The sequence below is a fragment of the Hymenobacter properus genome (genome assembly GCF_015694735.1).
GTDB classification, from domain to species: domain Bacteria; phylum Bacteroidota; class Bacteroidia; order Cytophagales; family Hymenobacteraceae; genus Hymenobacter; species Hymenobacter properus.
The window spans coordinates 37,830-56,999 of sequence record NZ_JADQDP010000006.1; the positions used below are offsets into that span (position 1 = coordinate 37,830).

Annotated in this window: 11 protein-coding genes; 6 read left to right on the plus strand and 5 right to left on the minus strand. The window is 62.9% G+C overall.

Annotated features, from left to right (window positions below; all coding sequences use genetic code 11):
- Positions 1-122: 122 nt before the first annotated feature.
- The 5 genes from I2I01_RS20795 (at position 123) to I2I01_RS20815 (ending at position 7,431) form a co-directional block, all read left to right on the plus strand.
- Positions 123-1,097 carry an alpha/beta hydrolase gene (locus I2I01_RS20795; protein WP_196288449.1) on the plus strand — a complete coding sequence of 325 codons (975 nt, stop codon included), beginning with the start codon at positions 123-125 and terminating at the stop codon, positions 1,095-1,097.
- A 251-nt stretch (positions 1,098-1,348) separates the two neighbouring features.
- A complete protein-coding gene (locus I2I01_RS20800) occupies positions 1,349-1,825 on the plus strand; it encodes a phasin family protein (RefSeq protein WP_196288450.1) in 477 nt (158 codons plus the stop codon).
- A gap of 142 nt (positions 1,826-1,967) precedes the next feature.
- The gene (locus I2I01_RS20805) at positions 1,968-3,650 is read left to right on the plus strand and encodes an ABC1 kinase family protein (RefSeq protein ID WP_196288451.1); all 1,683 of its coding nucleotides are present in this window, start codon (positions 1,968-1,970) and stop codon (positions 3,648-3,650) included.
- Positions 3,651-3,892: 242 nt separating this feature from the next.
- The gene (locus tag I2I01_RS20810) at positions 3,893-4,987 is read left to right on the plus strand and encodes a hypothetical protein (RefSeq protein ID WP_196288452.1); all 1,095 of its coding nucleotides are present in this window, start codon (positions 3,893-3,895) and stop codon (positions 4,985-4,987) included.
- A gap of 356 nt (positions 4,988-5,343) precedes the next feature.
- The gene (locus I2I01_RS20815; RefSeq protein ID WP_196288453.1) at positions 5,344-7,431 is read left to right on the plus strand and encodes a hypothetical protein; all 2,088 of its coding nucleotides are present in this window, start codon (positions 5,344-5,346) and stop codon (positions 7,429-7,431) included.
- A gap of 51 nt (positions 7,432-7,482) precedes the next feature.
- On the opposite strand, the gene I2I01_RS20820 is transcribed toward I2I01_RS20815, so the two are convergent.
- The 5 genes from I2I01_RS20820 to I2I01_RS20840 form a co-directional block, all read right to left on the minus strand.
- Complete coding sequence (locus tag I2I01_RS20820; protein ID WP_196288454.1) at positions 7,483-8,640, minus strand: porin family protein; 1,158 nt, start codon at positions 8,638-8,640, stop codon at positions 7,483-7,485.
- A gap of 178 nt (positions 8,641-8,818) precedes the next feature.
- Entirely contained in the window at positions 8,819-9,400 is a 582-nt protein-coding gene (locus I2I01_RS20825; protein ID WP_196288455.1) for a hypothetical protein, read from the minus strand.
- A 20-nt stretch (positions 9,401-9,420) separates the two neighbouring features.
- Entirely contained in the window at positions 9,421-11,157 is a 1,737-nt protein-coding gene (locus tag I2I01_RS20830; RefSeq protein WP_196288456.1) for a phospho-sugar mutase, read from the minus strand.
- A gap of 116 nt (positions 11,158-11,273) precedes the next feature.
- A complete protein-coding gene (locus tag I2I01_RS20835; protein ID WP_196288457.1) occupies positions 11,274-12,518 on the minus strand; it encodes a T9SS type A sorting domain-containing protein in 1,245 nt (414 codons plus the stop codon).
- 119 nt (positions 12,519-12,637) lie between these two features.
- Complete coding sequence (locus tag I2I01_RS20840) at positions 12,638-16,870, minus strand: CARDB domain-containing protein (RefSeq protein WP_196288458.1); 4,233 nt, start codon at positions 16,868-16,870, stop codon at positions 12,638-12,640.
- 257 nt (positions 16,871-17,127) lie between these two features.
- On the opposite strand from I2I01_RS20840, the gene I2I01_RS20845 reads away from it, so the two are divergent.
- A complete protein-coding gene (locus I2I01_RS20845; protein ID WP_196288459.1) occupies positions 17,128-19,077 on the plus strand; it encodes a sensor histidine kinase in 1,950 nt (649 codons plus the stop codon).
- Positions 19,078-19,170: the final 93 nt, after the last annotated feature.

Consider the following 19,170-nt stretch of genomic DNA (forward strand, 5'->3'; position numbering starts at 1 on the left):
ATCATGCAGAGCGCAGCGAAGCATCTCGCGTGCGCTAAGCAATTATTTACTCTTGCACGCGAGATGCTTCGCTGCGCTCTGCATGACGGGCTTTCCACTCTTTCTCCCCAAAATCCCACCCAATGCCCTCCATCCAGCACCTGCTGCTCAAGCAGCTTCTCACGGCTGCCGCCGCGCCGCTGGCCCGCCGCAAGCCCAGCGTGGGCGCCATGCGGCTGGCTATGGAGGCCGGCTCGCTCCTCAATTTCATGCCATGGAAGGTGAATCTGGAAAGCTTCCGGCTCGATAACCGCCTCGAAGCCGAGTGGCTGCGGCCCCGCGCTGCCCACCCCACGCGGGCGATGCTCTACCTGCACGGCGGCGGCTACGTGCTGGGCTCCCTCAATACCCACCGCAGCCTGGTGGGCAGCCTGGCCCAGCGCTGCGGCCTTAATGTGCTCACCATCAACTACCGCAAGGCGCCCGACCACCCGTTTCCCGCCGCGCTCGATGATGCCCGGCGCGCCTACCGCTGGCTGCGGCGCCACGGCTACCAGCCGCACGACATCGTGGTGGCCGGCGACTCGGCCGGAGGCGGGCTAGCCCTGGCCCTGCTGCTGGCCCTGCGCGACGCGGGCGAGCCCCTGCCTGCCGCCGGCATCGGCCTCTCCCCCTGGACCGACCTCAACTTGCCCGTTTCGGCCCTGCGCCGCGTGGCCCGCGAAGAAGGCCTCCTGCTTGAAGCGCTGCAGATGCGCACCTGGGGCCCCCTCTACGCCCACAAAACCGCTCTTTCGCACCCGCTGCTCTCGCCTTTGCAGGCCGATTTGCACGGCCTGCCGCCGCTGCTCATTCAAGTGTCGACGGCCGAAGTGCTCTACGACGACGCTCTGCGTTTTGCCGACAAAGCCCGCGCGGCGGGGGTAGCTGTGACACTGCAACCCTTTGAAGGACTGGTGCATTGGTGGCACCTGTTCTGGCGCATCGTGCCCGAAGCGCGCCAGGCACTCGACCAGGTATCGGCCTTCCTGGAAAAGCGGTGGACCCAGGTTGATGCTGAGCAACAGCAACGTAAAGCTTCTGCACTACCCCAGCCTCGGCGGCGGTTGGCGGCTTAGCTTCGCTTTAGAGGGCTCGGCTGAATTGAATTGGTATAGCGCATAAAGCCGGAATTGTACAGTAACACCGCCGCATTTTGATGTAAATGAGCCACTTTAATCGACAAATAGCGTACACAACTCAACTATATTGTGAAGTTGCATAAGTTTGCAGCGGAGTTAGTCGGCTTGCATACTACTTTTGCTGACCAATGGCTTTTACTTCAACCGTTTCGCCTTTTTAACCTTTCACCTCAACCCGTTTCAGTTCCATGGAAGATTTGTTTAAGAAGTTCGTCAATGCCGGCGTTGGCTACATTGCCCAAGGCAGCAAGTCGGTGCAAAACACCATCGACAAGCTGGTGAAGGACAACAAGATGACCCAGGAAGAGGGTAAAAAAATTGTGGATGAGCTGCTGAAAAGCGGTGAAACCAAGCGCGCCGAGCTCGAAAAGCAATTTCAGGGCCTGGCCGACAGTGTGCGCAAAACGGTAGGCCTGGGCAGCTCGAAAGGCAAGTCCGACGCTAAAAAGCCGGCTGCTAAATCGGCCGCCAAGCCCGCTAGCAGCGCCACCAGCAAGGCCGCCGGCGCTACTAAAAAAGCTGCCGACAAAGTGAGCAGCGCCGCCGGCTCGGCCCAGAAATCGGCCGCTGCCAAAGCAGGGGCTGCCAAGCCCGCCGCGGCCAAGAAGCCCGCCGCTAAGAAACCGGCCGCCTCGGCTGGTGCTGGCAGCGAAGGCCAGGCATAAGTTGCTAGTAGCCCGCCAATAGCAGAAACCCCGCTTGCCTAATGCAAGCGGGGTTTTTCAATAACCAGCGTCCCGTAGTTTGCCACAAATCTGCGAAATCAGAATAATCTGCGTAATCTGCGGTCCGTAAATCTGCGGTCTGATGTTCAAAAACACGATTTCCAACCTCTCCCGCATCCGGCAAGTGGCGGAGGTGCTGCTGCGCTACGGCTTCGAAGACGTGGTGACGACCACGCCGCTGCGCCGCCTCGTGAGCAAAAGCCGCCGCCTGAACTGGCAGCGCGAAGACCGGCCGGTGTTTGAAACCACGCGCTGGGAGCGGGTGCGCCTGATTATCGAGGAACTGGGCCCCACCTTCATCAAGCTGGCCCAAGCCATGAGCAACCGGGCCGACCTGCTGCCCGAGGCCCTGATTGACGAGTTTGAGAAGCTGCAAAGCAACGTGCCGCCCTTCGAAACGGCCCTGGCCCGCCAGATTATCGAGGAGGAATTAGGCCGGCCGATATCGGAGGTGTTCAGCGAGTTCGACGACGTGACGCTGGGCTCGGCCAGCATCGGGCAGGTGCACCGGGCGCGGCTGCTGAGCGGGGAGGAAGTGGTGGTGAAAGTGCAGCGCCCCGGCGTGCAGCAAAAGGTGAAATCCGACCTGGCCCTGCTGCACGAGCTGGTGCGCCTCACGGCCGGCTTCCTGCAAAAGCAGGGCTTGGCCAACCCGCAGGACATCGTGGATGCCTTCGAGCGCAGCATGAGCAAGGAGCTGGACTACACCGCCGAGGCCCGCTCAATGGAGCAGTTCCGCAAGCTCTACGAAGATTACACCACGTTTTACGTGCCCAAGCCATTTCGGGAGCTGAGCACCTCGCGCATCCTCGTCATTGAGTTTGTGAGCGGCTGCAAAATCACCGATAAGGCCCAGCTGCAAGCCTGGGACCTGAGCCCCGCCGCCGTGGCCGAAAACGGCATGGACATCTACCTGACCCAGATTTTCGAGTTCGGGGTGTTCCACGCCGACCCGCACCCCGGCAACGTGCTGGTGCGCCCCGATGGCACCATCGTGCTCATCGATTTTGGCATGGTGGGCCGCCTCACCAAGCAGCAGAAATACGCCTTCGCGGGCGTGTTCATTGGCATGGCGCGGCAAGACGCGCGCAGCATGGCCCTGAACTTCCGGCGGCTGGCCCTCACGGCCGAAATTCCGGATATGCGGGCCTTCGAGGCCGATTTGAGCCAGCTGATTGAGGATTTTGCCATGCTCGATGTGAAGGAGATGAGCATGAGCGACCTGGCCGATGCCCTCCAGACCATCATCTACAATTACAAATTGCAGGTGCCGGGCGCGGTGTTTCTCATCCTGCGGGCGCTGGTCATTCTGGAAGGCATCGGCAAGGTGCTGCACCCCAGCTTTAACACCTTCGAATTTGTGCGGCCCTACGGTGCCAAGATTATCCGGGAGCAGTACTCGCGCGAAAACCTCCTCACCGAGGCCGAATACACCGGCACGCAGCTGCTGGCGCTGCTGCAGACATTGCCGGCCGACGTGCGCCAGATTGTGCGCAAAATCAGCAAGGGCGAGCTGCGGCTGAAATTTGAGTTGGTGGGCTACCAAACATTGCTCCGCAAGGCCGACCAACTCGTGAGCCGTACCATTCTGGCCTTGCTGAGTGTGGGCGGCCTGCTGTTTTCGGGCCTTTCGTTAATGGGCCATTACTCGCCCGATATGCCCTATCACCGCGGCGTGCCCGAAATCACCTGGTGGAGCCTGGGCGCGACAGGTTTCATGCTGTTGATTTTGCTACTGCTCGGCACCGGACGCCGGGAAAAATAGGGGAGGTGACTAACCTAAATCCGGCAATGGTAAGTCTGAAATCTGTAAGGCAGAACGAATTGTAAAGTCCCTTTTTCGAGGCTTTGTTATTGATTAATATAATGAATAACAAGTAGTTTTATTTGTGTTTCGAACGGGGTCGAACGTCCTTGAGGGCCGGATTTTGCATTGCCCGCCGTTTGGAGACACCGCTACCTTTCGCCACCTGTCGCCATTGGCAGGATGACCTAGCGAAAGATTGTATGAACACCCTTACTGCTGGCTGGGGCCGGCGTGGCAGCCTCGTGTTGCTGCTTGGCGCTCTGCTTGGTGCGGGCACTGCTTCGGCCCAGATAAAACCCATCCACCGGACCACCGAAACTTCCGGGCAGGAAGCTGCCTATGCCACGCAGAAGCACCTCACGGTGGCCGTCACGAAGTTTGCCGAGGCGCGGGCTGCCGTGTCGGGCTTCATCCGGCAGCGGGCAGTGCACGTGCAGAAGCAGGAAGAAACGCCCGAGCAGCTCATTGCCGAATTTGCCCTGGCCAGCCCCGATTTGGTGCGCCTCGACTCACTGACGGCCGCGCTGGGCAACGTGCTCGAAAACAACCTCAACTCCCAGGACCTTAGCGGCCACATCGGCGAGCTGGAAGCCGAAGCCCTGCGCGCCGCCGACCAGGTGGCCGCCATGGAGCCGCGCCGTAGCCTCGGCAGCCCAGACGAGCAGGCCAACCTGCGCCGCGACCTGGACCGTGCCACCCAGCGCCTAACCGACTTGCGCCAGCAACTGGCCGGCATTGCTGGCCACGCGGGGCAGGCCTACGTCACGCTGCGCCTGTTCGATGAGGTGAGCTTCCCGACGGGTAACCGCCGCGTGAGCTTCGTGAACATGCCCGGCGTGGAATATGGCTACCTGCGCCTCGACAACCCCAAAGTGGGCCTCACCAGCACGGCCTATCAGGGCTACGCGCTGAAGTACCTCGTGACGCGCGGCAAGAGCTACTTCAACCTGGGGTTCTACCGGCCCGTGTCGGGCAACACCGGCGAGTCGGACTTCGTGAACGAGCTGTTCGTCATCAACTTCGGCCAGGACTTTTACCCGCGTAACTTCGGCCGGGGCCGGCGGCGCTATTTCAACCTTTACACCTGCTACCAGCTGGGCGGCTTCATCCTGAACCGCAACAGCGACAAAGGCAACGAATTCGTGCCCAACGCCAACATCGGCATAGGCCTGGAAATCATGAAAACGCGGCATGTGCTGATTGATACCAAAGCCAGCTACTTCGTGCCGCTCAACGACCGCAGCCGCGACCTACGCGGCGTGTTGGGGCAGGCGGCGTTCAACTTCGTGTTTTAATTACACAGTTCACAAGCTGGAACGTCATGCCGAGCGCAGCCGAGGCATCTTGCGTGGGGCAGTAATCAGCCCCATTACAACGAAGCGTGCGAGATGCCTCGGCTGCGCTCGGCATGACGGTGTTTGTGCGGCACAACGAGGGCAAACGTCCCGAAAAAGTAACGCAAAATCAACTCCTTTTTTGGACTGGCTTCTGCAAGAATTTAAAGCCGGAACTTTGAAGCCTGGCCCGCCAGGCCCGACCTTTACGCCGTAGGCCCCATTTCGGCCTGCGCGACTACATGCCAGCATCAGCATCTTCCCGCGTAATTCTAATCTTTTTTGGGATTTTACTGGGAGTGATGCCGCGGCTGGCAATGGCCCAAACCGCCCCAACCGAACCGCCGGTGTTGCGCGAAGCCAGCCTGCGCACCGACACCAGCACGTACCTGCTGAGCCGCAACACTGTGCCGGTGCAGGGCACGCCCACGCTGTATTTCTGGTTTCGGCGCGACGATGAAACCGTGGAGCTGCGCCTCTACCCGGCCAATGCTGCCAGCGCCAAGCCGCTCCGCCTGCGTCGCACGCCCGATTACCAGCAGCTCGATTCGCTCACCAAAGAGGATGATGGCAGCTTCCGCACGCGGCTTAAGTTTCAGAACCTGACCAGCAGCCAGTTTCTGCGGCTGGTTGTGGAGCAGGCGGCCGACACCGCCGGCCGGGCGCCCCTACGTCAGGTGGTGCCGTTGCTGCCGCTGGCCCGCACCACGCTGGCCTTGCGCGTGCCCGATAACGAGCTGTTTGTGGGCGAAGAAAAGGTGTTTGAACTCACCAGCTCGAACCCACGCAACGTGCACGCGGCCGGCGAGTGGGTGCGCGGCCCCGAGTTCGACTACCGCCTAGTGGCCGAAGCCAACGGTACGCTGCGCCTGCACGTGCTGCCCAACCAGCTGGGCCTACGCACCTTGCAGGTCAAACTTCAGACCGAGCGGCCCACGCTGCTGGCCGGCAACAAGCTGAGCTACCAACTGCCGGTGCTCAAGCAGGAGTTCAACGTGAAGGCCAGCCGCCTGCGCTTCCTCTCGCCCGACAAGCGCACCGTGACGATGGACGAAATCAGCCGGCGCAAGGGCGTGGAGTTGATTCTCGACAACGGTCGCAGCTTCGAGCTGCACCGCACCTACCGGGTGGAAGACCAGGAAGAGCCCGGCGGCGAGCTGATTGCCGACATCTACACCCGTCAGTTTCTGAGCAATGACCGGGTGCTGTGCTACCTGCGCCCCTATAACACCCACCGCCAAACCGAGGGCTACCTCTACATCAAGGAAAACGACGCGGCCCGCTACCTCACCAACCTCGACATCACGCCCCAAACCGTGATTCGCAACGTGCAGGTGCTGCACCGCGGCGGCGATTGGACGCCCGGCCTGAGCGTGAGCCCCGGCGAAACCGTGGACGTGCGCCTCGAAGGCGAGGGCCTGCAAAAGGCGCGTGTGTCGTTCGAGGACCTGCCCATCATCCCTTCTGATTCGTCGGTGCGGACAGATGCGCGGCTGGTGTTCCGGGTGCGGGTGCCGGTGAATTTTGACAAGCGTAAAAGCACGATTTACAACCTGGGCCAGCCCACGGGCTATGCCCTCAGCATCCGCGAGTTTCAGCGGCCGCACCCGCTGGATTTCGTGTCGGTGACGTATGGCGACGCCGCCCGGCCCATCACCCGCCTCAACGGCCCGGTGCTTTACGACGGCACCATCCGCGACGTGGTGTTTCAGTTCAACCCGGCCGGCATCGACCAGGCCGACCAGCTTTTTGGCAAGCAGTACCTGAGCTTCGAAATCCGCACCGTCAACGCCAAAGGCGACCTCGTGGAGCTGCGCAACGTGGAAAGCCTGCTGGTGTGCCCCGGCGACAACTCGCCCCGCGCCGCCTTCTACGCCGACAAGCAGTGCCGCACCGACCCGCTGAGCCTCAATTCCATCCTGAGCCGTAAAACCTACGACCTCGACGAGTGGAGCCGCATCTTCGTGACGGTGAAGCACCAGGCCAGCCAGTACGGCGAAACCGGCTACACCCAAACCGTGGAGCTGGTGCTCAAGCGCAGCTACAAGTTCGACATCGACGTGAGCTTCCCGGCCGGCCTGCTCACCCGCAAGCAAAAGGAAGACAAATTCGGCGACCTCGGCGGCATTTCGCTGGCTACGCTGGCCCAGTTTAGCTTCTACAGCCCCAACAAAATCAACCGCCTGCGCCCCTACAAAATTGGCGCCGGCTTCGTGGCCCTCAACGCCTTCAACCTGGGCAGCAGCACCGCCAACCGCGACCTGGGCGTCGTCATCCTCGGCTCGGTATACCCCACGCGGCGCGAGGCAAAGTTCACGTTTCCGCTGTATTTGGGTGGTGGCTACTTGCTAGGCACCTCGCAGTGGTTTTTCATGCTGGGTCCGGGCATTGGGGTGCGGCTATAACCAGTTGCCGCATTTGGCGGCACTGCCCGGCCATATGCGGCAACTTGTTATTTAAAAATATAGGCCAGCATCGAAGTGCAGTAAATGCAGAAGGCCTACAGTGGCTTCGGAGTTAGTATTGACGTTGAAGCTAGGCTCCAGGCGGTCGTAGCGCGCTTCCAGCGAAAGAAATGGCTGTGAGGCGCGATACAGCGTAAGGCCGGCGCCGCCCGCAAACCCAAACACCGTTTGGGTCAACCCAAGGGTCCGGTTGGGGGTCGAAGGGCTTTTGGGGTAATAGTAAGTCGAGTTATTGTTCAAATTGTTGCCGAAGACGAACCCGGCGTTGGCAAACGGACGGACCGCGCCGTGCCCCAGGGTGTAGCGCACCAGGAGTGGGATTTGAATTTGAGAAAACTTTAGCGTCGCGGCCACCGTGTTGGTCGCAATGCCGCTGTTGTACGTGGTGGCTTCGGCGGGGCCGTATTCGCTGCGGTACGTCACGTACAGCACCTCGGCCTGCACCGAAAGCGGCGTGCGCGTCGCCATGTTCACCATAAAGCCCCCTTGGAAGCCAGCGCGGCTGTGAGCCGTGGGATTGAGCGTTTCGGGTAGCAAGTCGCTGCTTAAGAGGTTCAGACCCCCTTTCAGGCCCACGTTTAGCTGCACACCCGTGCCGTGCTTCACCAAGCGGCTGGGTTGTTGGGGCTGCTTGCAGCGGTTGTAATCCAGGACGAGCTTGGTAAGGCCGGCATTGGAGTACGGATAGCGCGCTTGAAACGCGTTGCTGCCGAAGTCAAAGGTTGAGCACCCGGCCAGGTTTCGGGCCAGCGTCAGCTGGTTGGTAATAGGGGCTACTTCGATGACATAAGCCGAGTCGGGCACTTGCAGGTAGTAGCGCTTTTCCTGTTGGTCATTCTCGCCCGCAAACAGATTAACATAGCCCGCCACCAAGGGCTTTACGAACTGAGGCTTGCCATTGCGCCCAACGGTGCGGCTCACGCTTTCGATACCTTGAGCGCCGCCGAATGCGGTAATGTCGGCCGCGGTAAATTCGGCCGAAGCTTGACCGGCCCGGTAGAGAAGCACCCGGCTAAAATGGCGTCCCACTTGCCGCACTTGCCCGCGCAGCGTGTCGCCCGCGGTAGTAACAACATAATCGGAAGGAGCTTTCTGGGCAAAACCAACCGAGGCAGAGAGCAGAAGGAAAGAAAGTAGCGGTAAACGCATGCAAATTGAAAATGGGGAGGACGAACTGACCGACGAAAGTAATCCAAGCCATTCACTGTACAGCGCTAAGCGGTGTACTCTACATCACGGAAGGCCATATTCGAACAGCAGTTATTTTACAAGCACCAGCCAGTGGTTTTCATGCTCGGGCAGGTCATTGGAGTGCGGCTGTAGGTCGTTAATGCGGTTCAAAAAGAAGCGGTTCAACATTGAAAAAGTCAGCCAACTGCATCGTGAGTCTAAGCGCTTCGTCGCGGTGACGGTAAGGGAATTTGTGAACAATAATTCCTTGATGATTGGCTGCTTCCGTCGAGAGCATTACAATGCAATAGGCCAATGGATTTTGAACCTGCCAGCCACGCCCACGCGAAATGGGTGTTTCTGAGAAATACTTCATAACCACACCCGTTACACGGGGGAGCCGCCGCCATTGTCCTATTCTTAGCCAAAGTATGCTGGTAAAATACCTGTACTGCTGCCAGTCGGAGTGAAGCTCAAAATTTTGGTAATTAAAATGAATAGTGAATGCACCAAATAGCATTCCTGTGCCCAAGAACAAGGGCAGTGCAAAATGGCGAGACTGGTCAACTATGCTCGCTGCATAACAGCAAAGAGTCCCACCAATAGTAAGAATCCAGACTCCAAAACCACGAGCACTCGTGATGGGGTGAATGTTAGTTCGAAAACCCAAAGCTGGCATAGCGTAGCAGGCTTTATTAAAAGCAAATAACCCAGCGAATGTAATCGCCGGGTTATTCAAAAAAAGGTAATCAGGTCGCGCTATTGCAGCTTCATATCCGCAATAATGGCCTTAATCTTCTCGTGTGCCAGCCGTTGCGCCAGGTCAAAATCCACGGCTGATTTCAGGGGCTGCTTCACGCTGAAATAGAACTTGATTTTGGGCTCGGTACCGCTGGGGCGGGCCGATATTTTGCTGCCGTCTTCGGTGAGGAACTGGAGCACGTTGGAGCTTTCCACGCCGGTATCGGTGGCCAGGCCGGTGGCAAGGTTGTGGATGTGGCCGGTTTTGTAGTCGCGGATTTCCACCACTTTCAGACCGGCGATTTGCTGCGGCGGGTTGGCGCGCAGGCTGGCCATCATTTCTTGGATTTCCTCGGCGCCGCGCTGGCCTTTCTTGGTCAGGGAAATCAGGTCTTCCACGTAGAGGCCGTACTGGGCGTACATATCCACCATTTCCTGGTAGAGCGTGCGGCCTTTGTCCTTGGCCACGGCGGCCATTTCGGCCACCAGCGCGCAGGCCGAAATAGCGTCCTTGTCGCGCACGAAATCGCCGATGAGGAAGCCGTAGCTTTCCTCGCCGCCGCCGATGTAGGTTTCGCGCCCTTCCTTCTCGCGGATGAGTCCGGCGATGTACTTGAAGCCGGTGAGGGTCTGGTAGCTCGTCACGTTGTAGTGGCGGGCGATGTCGCCGAGCACCTCGCTCGTCACGATGGTGTACACGATGAAGTCCTGCGGGGTGCTTTGGCCGGCGCGGTGACGGGCCGAAAGCAGGTAGTTGGTGAGCACGGCGGCGGTTTGGTTGCCGTTGAGCAGCACCCACTCGCCCTTGTCGTTTTTCACACCCACGCCCACGCGGTCAGCGTCGGGGTCGGTGGCCAGCACGATGTCGGCGTTGGTGGCTTTGGCTTGGTCCAGAGCCAGCTGCATGGCGCTTTTCTCCTCCGGGTTGGGCGACTGCACGGTGGGGAAGTTGCCGTCGGGCGTGGCCTGGGCCTGCAGCACGTTCACGTTGGTGAAGCCGAACTCGCGCAGCAAGCCGGGCACCAGCGTCACGCCCGAGCCGTGGATGGGCGTGTACACGATGTTCAAATCGTGCTGGCGCTGAATGGCGGCCGGGTCGATGCTGAGCTGCTTGGCGGCGGCGAAATACCGCGCGTCAATGTCGGCCCCGATGCTGATGATGCGCGCCGGGTCGGCCTCAAACTTCACCTCTGTGGGGCTGGTGATTTTGTTGACTTCGGCGATGATGTTTTGGTCGTGCGGGGCCACCACTTGGGAGCCGTCGTTCCAGTACACCTTGTAGCCGTTGTATTCCTTGGGGTTGTGCGAGGCCGTTATCACGCAGCCGCTCTGGCAGCCCAGCTCCCGAATGGCAAACGACAGCTCCGGCGTGGGCCGCAAGGCTTCGAACAGGTACACGGTTATGCCGTTGGCCGAGAAAATGCCGGCCGCAATTTCCGCAAAAGCGCGGCTGTTATTGCGCGAGTCGTGCGCAATGGCCACCTTGATTTCCTGGCCGGGGAAGCTCTGCAGCAGGTAGTTGCACAGGCCCTGGGTGGCCATGCCCAGCGTGTAGCGGTTCATGCGGTTCGAGCCCGGGCCCATGATGCCGCGCAGGCCGCCGGTGCCAAACTCCAGGGTGCGGTAGAAGGCGTCGGTGAGCTGGTCGTCCTGCCCATCGGCCTGCAGCTGGCGAATGGCGGCCTGGGTATCGGCGTCGTAGGCGGGCGTGAGCCAGGTATTGATGGTGTTTTGAACTTCGGGGGTGAGGGCCATGAGGGGAAATGAAATGTCGATAGCGTCAGAAACGGGCGTAAAGGAAAGAGGTTTGGGCGGAAAAACCGCAGGGCGCAGGTAACCGCTTTATTCAGAAATCCGGCGAAGGGCCGGGCTTAGCGAATGTCGATTTTATGCGAGAAAATGCCGTTGGCCGATTCAACCCGGAGCAAATACAAGCCGGCTGCCACCTGCGAAACATCCAGCGCCTGCGCCGCACTACCGGCCGGCATCTGCGTGGCAAGAATGGTTCGGCCCTGCATATCCACTAGCGTCAGTGCCAGCGGGCCCGCCGTGGGCGCGGTGCGCGCCACCCGAACGGTTTGGTGGGTCGGGTTGGGCGCCACGCTGATGCCGGCCGGTGCCACCGGCCGGGCCGCCGTGGGCCCGGCCGGCGCCAGCCAGGGGCGGGTGTTCAGCGCATAAAGCCGCTGCGGCACGGTAATAAGATTAACAATCCGCTCGTTGGAAATAAACACGCGGTATTGGTCCACAAACGTCAGCCCCTCGGCCTGACCGATAAACAGGGCGCTGGGCAGTTCGATGCGCCGCTTGTTGCCGCCCAGAAACTGTCCGCCGCGGAAGTCCGACAGCAGCCACAGAAACGTGGCGCCGGTGCTGCTGTTGTAGCCCAGCAAGCCCGCGCCGGTACCAGCCGCGTTCAGGTCGGCGGCGGTGATGAGGCCGTTCACGTTGAAGCTGCCTTTGAAATACGCCACGTAGGTGCCGGGCTGCGCCGGCACGGTGTAATACTTGGTGCGCAGGTCGACCCAGTTCTTGGTGAACAGGTGCAGTGAGTCGTTGGAGTAGAAAAAAGCCTCGCAGTCGAAATTGTGGTTGTTGGTGCCGGGGCTGAAATTCGTTTGGTCCGGGTAGCTGAAGTTGATGGCCTGCGCCGTCACCGATTCCGTGGGCGAGGTGCCGATGGCCGATTTCAGCACCTTGAGCACCTTTAGGTCGCGCCGGTTGCCGTCGTTGTTGCCGAAGTCGCCCACGTACAGGTTCTGCGCGTCGGCGGCAATGTCTTCCCAGTCCACGTTGGGAAAGTTGGTGATGGTGACCTGCTGCAGCACGTTGCCCGACGTGGAGTCGACCTTAAATAAAACTGGGCCGTTGCCGCTGTCATTGAACGTCCACAGGCCCTGGCTGGTGAATTGCAGGCCCGAGCTTTCGGGCACGGCAGCGGCCAAAGGCGTTTTGGTAACCACAGCAGTCGTGGTGGTGGCGTACTGGCAGGAGCCGTCGTTGCCGCGGGCGCCGGGGGCGTAGTTGGTGGCGCGCGGGTCGGGGCAGCCGCTCTGGGCACGGGACTGGGTGGCTACCAACAAAACCAGCGTAAACAGGAAAATAAATCGGGGCATTGTGCAAGATAAGTCCAGGTTCCGCGCCTTGTCACCACCCACGTCGCTAACCCATTAAAACGCAACGTTCCGGCCCAAATAGGTGGGCCGGAACGTTGGTTTCAAAAGGCAGCCGTCCGCTATTGCTCCACCGCCACTTTGCGCGTCAGCACTTCCGGGCCGCTTTGCACGCGCAGGGTGTAGAGGCCAGCGGCCAGCCCGCGCGTAACAAGGCGCTGCGCCCCAGCCATGAGGGGCTGCATGCGCACCGTCTGGCCCAACGCGTTAAGCAGGCTGACGGTGCCGGCGCCGAGGCGGGCGCTGCCCAGGTCGAGGGTTAGCTCGCCGCCGGTCACGGGGTTGGGGTACACTTGCATGAGTTTTTCGAGCGGACTGCGGGTGCCAAGCGGCGTCAGGCCCAGGGTGAAGGTGCCGGTGCCGGTGGAGGCGTAGCCGCTCACGGCCAGGTAGTAGCGCTGCCCGGCAGTGAGGTTCGGAATGGTGACCGTGCCCAGGCTCTGGCCGGCCCCGGCGCTGGCCTGGCAAAACACTTGCACGAAGCCGCTGGAGCAGGTGCTGGCCGTGAACAGGCGCACCAGCCCGGCGCCGGCCCCGCTGGTATAGAGCGTAAGGCTGCTACCGGTCGGCGTCAGCGTGTACCACGCGTCGCGGGGCAGCTGGGCGCCCGAGCAGGTGGGCAGGGCGTTGCCGATGCCGCCGCCGGTGCTGGTGGTGGCCAGCACCGTCGAGCCGCTGAGCTGGCCGGTGAGGGGCAGGGCGCCGCAGGGCTCGTCGTTGGCCAGCGTCATTTGGTCGAAGGTGATGGTGCGGGCGTCGTTGCTGGGCTGGCCGTCGGGCTGGCCGTTGGGCAGGCTGCTGGTCACCGTCAGCGTGTAGGTGCCCGTTTGGGTAAGCGTGATGCCGGTGGTGAAGGTCAGCTGGCGCCCGGCGCCCGGGGCCAGGCTCAGGCCGCTGAAGGTTTGGGCGTTGGACGCGGGCGTGGCCCCGTTGTTCACGGCGTAGGTCAGCGTGACGGTGTTCAGCACAGCCGTGCCGTTGTTGTAAATGGTGGCCATCACCGGGTTGTTGCCCAGCACGCCGGTCGTCGCGGGCGCGTCAATGCTCAGCAGGACCACGTCGTTGGGCACGGCGCTGAATTCGTAAGCCCCGATGTCGGGCGTGCTGCCGCGCAGCGCACCGGTGAAGTCGCGCGGCACGCGGGCCAGGATGGCGGGGGTGCCGGCGCCGTCGAGTGCGGCGCCGGTGGGCCGCAGGTTGCCGGTGGCGGGCGCCGTGAACAAGGGCATGGTTTGCAGGCTGTTCTGGTCGTAGGCGGCGTTGTTCACTGCCTTCCAGTCGGCCAGCGTGGCCTGGTTGGTGTTGAAGTAGCCGGTGTAGAAGCCCGCGCCCGTGCCAACGTACAAGTCGTTGTAGTTAGACGTGATTGTCGAGGTGTTTGCGTCGAAATACAGCGCATAGCGGCTGCCAGTGCCGCCGCGCGTCACGCTCACCAGGTTGTTGCGGAAGTCCACGTTGGTGGCGGCCGTCGTCTGGTAGAAGCCGTAGCAGTTGGCGTTGCCGGTGTAGGCCGTGTTGTCGAGCGACACGGTGTTGTGGTAGTAGCGGCAGAAGCTCGAGCCCGAGTTGTAGAGGCCGTATTCGGCCGCGTTGCCGTTGAAGTTGTAGATGAGGTTGTTCACCACGTCGTTTTCCTGCCCGGCTGCCCCGTTGTTGCCGATGATATAGATGCCGTAGGCGCTGGTGGTGGTGGCCGTGCCCGCCATGAACGGGTCGTGGATGCGGTTGCTTTCGATGGCTAAGTTGATGTTGTTGAAGCAATACATGCCATAGAACATGCCGGCGCTGGTGATTGGCAGCGCGGAACGGTGCACGTTGTTGCCGATGACCCGGCTGCCGCTGCTGAACGTTACATTGATGCCGTAGCTGGCAAAGTCCCGCACCTCGTTGTCTGTAACGCGCAGGCGCAGCAGGCGGTTGGAGCCGCTGACGCCACCTAGCTGTAGCGCGATTTGGCTGCCGGTTATGGAGTTGCGCTCAATGCGCAGGTTGTTGGCGTTGCCCACCGGCACCGCGGAGCCAAGCGGATTAGTGGCCGAGATGCCAGCACTGCTCGGTGCATTCGGCGACGACCGAATGACGCAGTCCGCAATGCGGTTGTTTTCGGCCGCTCCCACCAGCTGCACGGCGTTGCTGTACAGCGTGTCGTTGGAGGCGTCGATGGTGAGGTTCTTCAGGGTCACGTAATCGGTCGCCAGCAGCGACACCACGCCCCGCTGGGTGGCGGAGCCGTCGAAGCGCAGGGTCTGCTTGCTGCTGCCGCCGTCCACCACAATGGTATCGGTGGCGCTCACGCCAGCCACCACGCCCAGCACGAAAGGCTCCACGTAAGGGCCGTTCAGCACGTTCAGGCGCACGGTTCCGCTCACGCCCCCGCCGTTCAGCGAAGCCGCCGCATCGGTGAAGCTGGCGAAATTGGTGCCGCCGGTGGGCTGCTGCTTGTTGATGGTGTAAGTGCCCCGTAGGCTCGGATAGGCCGTGGTCGTTTGTGTGTTGTTGTTGGGATTAGTGTCGGGCAGGCCGTTGGGCAGGCTGGCCGTCACTGTCACGGTGCTGGGGCCGGCCACCAGCACGGGCTGCGTGCTGAACGTGAGGCTTTGCGTGGCCGCGGCGGGCAGGGCCGGGCTCAGCGCGAACGTCTGGACCACGGGCGTGCCGCCGTTCAGCACGTACTGCAGCTGCACGGACGTCAGCGGGCTGGTGCCGTTGTTCAGGATGGTCACGGTCACGGGGGTGCTGCCCAGCGTCACCGGCGATGCCGGTGAGTCAATACGCAGCAGGGCCACGTCGAGGGCCGGCGCGGTGAATTCGTAAGCGCCCATGTCCGGGGCGGTGGTGCTGCGCACCGCCCCGGTCACGTCCTGCGGCACACGGGCGAGGGGGAGGGCCCGGCCGTCGAGGGGGCTGGAAGTCGGCTTCAGGTTGCCAAGGGCCAGGTTTTCAAACCCCGGGTTGGCGGCGGTGCTGCGCGGGTCGTAGAGGCCGCCGGCGGCCGCTTGCCAGGCCGCCAGGGTCGGGTAGTCGGTGCTGGCGATGTTGCCAGTCACGAAAGTGCTGCCCTGCCCGCTCAGGCAGTTGTAGTCGGAGGCGATGGAACCGGGCGTGCCCACCGACAGGAAGATGGCGTATTGCGTCTTGGCACCGCCCCGGTTCATGTTCACCACATTGTTCTTGAATTCCACGTTAGTGCCCTGCAATTGGTAGTAGCCATAAGCGTTGTCGAAGGCGGGAATGATGGGCGTGGTGATGTCGATGGAATTGTGATAGTAGCGGTTGTAGTTGGCGCCGACGTTGAAAATGCCGTTGGTAGTGCCCGTCGTCACAATGTCATACACCAGGTTGTTGACGAAGTCGTTCGGGGCAGTGGCCGTGGCCGCGGTGCCCGTGCTCACGTAAATGCCGTAGGCGGAGAGGTTGTAGGTCTGGGCCCCGGCCACGAAGGCCGTGTGCAAACGGTTTTTTTCCACCGCCGCCCCGCTCACGCCGCTAGCCAGGTAAATGCCGTAGTAAGCAGCCGGATTGGCGAGCGTAGGCCGGGTCACCTCGTTGCCAATGAGCTGCGGGCCGCTCAGGGCGCCGATGTAGATGCCGAAGCGGTAGAAGTCGCGCACGGTATTGTTGGTCATCACGATGCCCGGCGTCGGCGCGCTGGAGGTGTTGCCCATTGCCACGATGCCGTAGGTGCCGCCGTTCACGGTATTGCCGCTGAGGGTGAGTTTCTGGCTGGCCGTGGTGCCGGTGCTGGTCATGCTCGTGGCGGTAGCGGCCGACACGATGCCGGCACAACTGGCCGTGGTGTTGCAGGTCACGGTGCAGTTGCTCACAACATTATCATCAGCATTGTTGACTAGTTGAATGCCCCAGCCGTAGGTGCCCGTGGCCCCGCCGGTGGCCACCACCGTCAGGTTGTTTAGGGTCACGAAGTCGGCCCCGTTGAGGGTGATAACGGCCGGCTCTGCCGCCACCGTGGCCTGAAACTGGATGGTGCGCCCGTTGCCGTCGAAGGTGATGCGGTTGGTGGCGCTGCTGCCCGCAATGGCCGGCAGCCGCAACTGCTCTACGTAAGGCCCGCCGCTCACGCTGAAGGTCACCGGCCCGCTCACGCCCCTGGTGGCCAGGTCCGAAGCTGCCGCCCCGAAGCTGGCGTAGTTAGTACCGCCCGTGGGTTGGGCACTGTTGATGGTGTAGGCGCCGCTGAGCTGGGCCAAGGCCGCCGGGCCGCTGAGCAGCAGCGCGACGAGGACGCCGGCCGCCCGCCCGCGTTGACAAAGAAGACGAGTAAAAGCTGTGAGCATCAGGTTGAAATAAAAGGGTGGAAGAAACGACGGATAAGCAGAGCCCTTCGGTAGGTGCGCTGCGCACCGGTTCGGGCCTACCGGATGGGTAAGGTATTTCCAGCGGCAATCGGGTGTTAGCCGGGTGGCGCCAGTTCGGCGGTTTGCGCCGCCAGTCCGGCGCCGGATGGCGCGAAATCCGGCGCCGCTAGGCCGTTCGCGTCGAAGCCCGTACTTTTAAGGAGCGACAGTCTTCCTTGATTAGTCCCGCTTTGCTCATGACGCGCCTCGTTTGCTTGCTGCTTTGGCTGCTGCCGCTGGCCGGGCCCCGCGTTGCGGCGGCCCAGGCCCGCCCCGATAGCCTGCGCCGCGCCCTGGGCACGGCTCTGCCCGATACCAACCGCGTACTGCTGCTGCACTCCCTTTGCTGGACCACCACCACCGACGACGCTCCCGCCGCGCAAGCTTACGGTCGGCAGGGCCTGGCGCTGGCCCGGCAGCTGCACTATGGTTGGGGCGAGGTGTGGCTGCTCAATGCCCTGGCCCGCCTCGCTTATTTGCAGCAAGACGACCCGGGCGCCACGCGCTACTACCAGCAGGCCATTCGCCGGGCCGGGCCGCGAGCCCGCGACGCCCGGCAGGTAAGCATGGCCCTGCTTGGCCTGGGGCGCATTGCCGTGCGGCAACACGATTTTACCGAAGGCGAGAAATACTTCCGGCAGGCCCTAGCCCGGATGCAGCAGCAGGCCACGTCCATCAACGACCTCGGCGTGGCCCAGAACCACCTGGCCATGCTCTACGCCGACTGGCTGCGCTCGGGCGAGGCCCGGCCCGACTCGGTGCCGCGCCTCAGCTTGTATTACGCCCGGCAGGCCCTGGCCAGCTTCCGGCGCGTGCCGGCCAGCATCCGGCTGGCCGCCTGCCTCAGCGACCTGGGCGAGGTGCACGCCTTGCACCACCGCTACGACTCGGCCGAATACTACCACCGCGCCGCGTTGCGGCTGGCCGAGCAATTTGGCGAGCAGTTCGGCATTGTGCAAACGCAGCTGAGCCTGGCCGAGGTGCTGCTGGCCCGGCACCGCCCCGCCGAAGCCGTGGCCCAGTTGCGCCCGGCCCTGCGCGGCGCCCGCCAGCTCCGCGCCGCCGGCCTCGAAGCCCAGGCCCGCCAGCGCCTGGCCGCTGCCCTGGCCGCCACCGGGCAGGGCCTCGAAGCCTACGAGCAGGCCCGCGCCGGCCATGCCCTCCTCGACAGCACCCAGGCCGCCGAGCGCCGCCAGGACCTGTCGCGCCTGCGCGTGCAGTTCGATTCGGAGCGGCAGCAGAGCCGCGTGCGCGAGCTCACGGCCCGCACCCAATTGCAGCGTCGCTACCTGTGGTGGCTGGGCGGCCTGCTGCTGGCTGTGGCCGCCGGGCTGCTGGCCTCGGGCCTGCTGGCGTGGCGCCTACGCCGCAGCCGCGCCCAGCTGGCCCGCCAAAACGAGGCCCTCACCGCCACCCGCGCCGAGCAAGACCGCCTCTACGCCCTCATTGCCCACGACCTGCGCTCGCCCGTGGTGGCCTTCGCCGGCCTCTCCGACCTGCTCACCAGCTACGTCGAGCGCCAGGACACGGCCCGCCTGCTGCGCTTGGGCGGGCGCATGCGCCAGGCCGCCGAGGGCCTGCGCGCCCTGCTCGACAACCTGCTCAGCTGGGCGCTGGCCCAGCGCGGCGAACTCACGGCCCACCCCGAGCCGCTGCCCGCCGCCGCCCTGCTGGCCGAGGCCGCCGAGCTGTACCGGCCCGCTGCCGAGGCCGCCGGCGTGGCCCTGCACGTGGCCCCCGACGCCACCGGCCACCTGCTGGCCGACCGCAACATGACGCGCGCCGTGCTGCGCAACCTCATCAGCAACGCCCTGCGGGCCACCGACCCTGGCGGCAGCATCACCCTGGCCACGGCCACGGCCGAAGCCGGATTTGGCAGCCTGCTGGTGCGCGATACCGGCGAGGGCATGTCGGAAGCGCAGTTGCACCGCCTGCTGGGGCCTGCGCCTGTCAGCGTCGGGCGCTCGGGGGTGGCCGGGTTCGGGCTGCGGCTGAGCCAAACCTTCGCCCGCGTCCAGGGCGGCCGGCTGATGCTGCACAGCCGGCTCAGCGAGGGCACGACGGCCGTGCTCAGCTTGCCAGTGGCCCCGGCCCCGCCCGCAGAGCCGGTGGTAGTGGGCCGGGTCGCGGACGTTGCGGTGACCTGATGGGTCGGCAAGCTGGTGTTTCGGGGCAGTTGCGTATTTTCGGCGGTAGTTTGCGGGCGCGCACTTCCTGGCCGGTTTGGTTTCTTGCTGCGC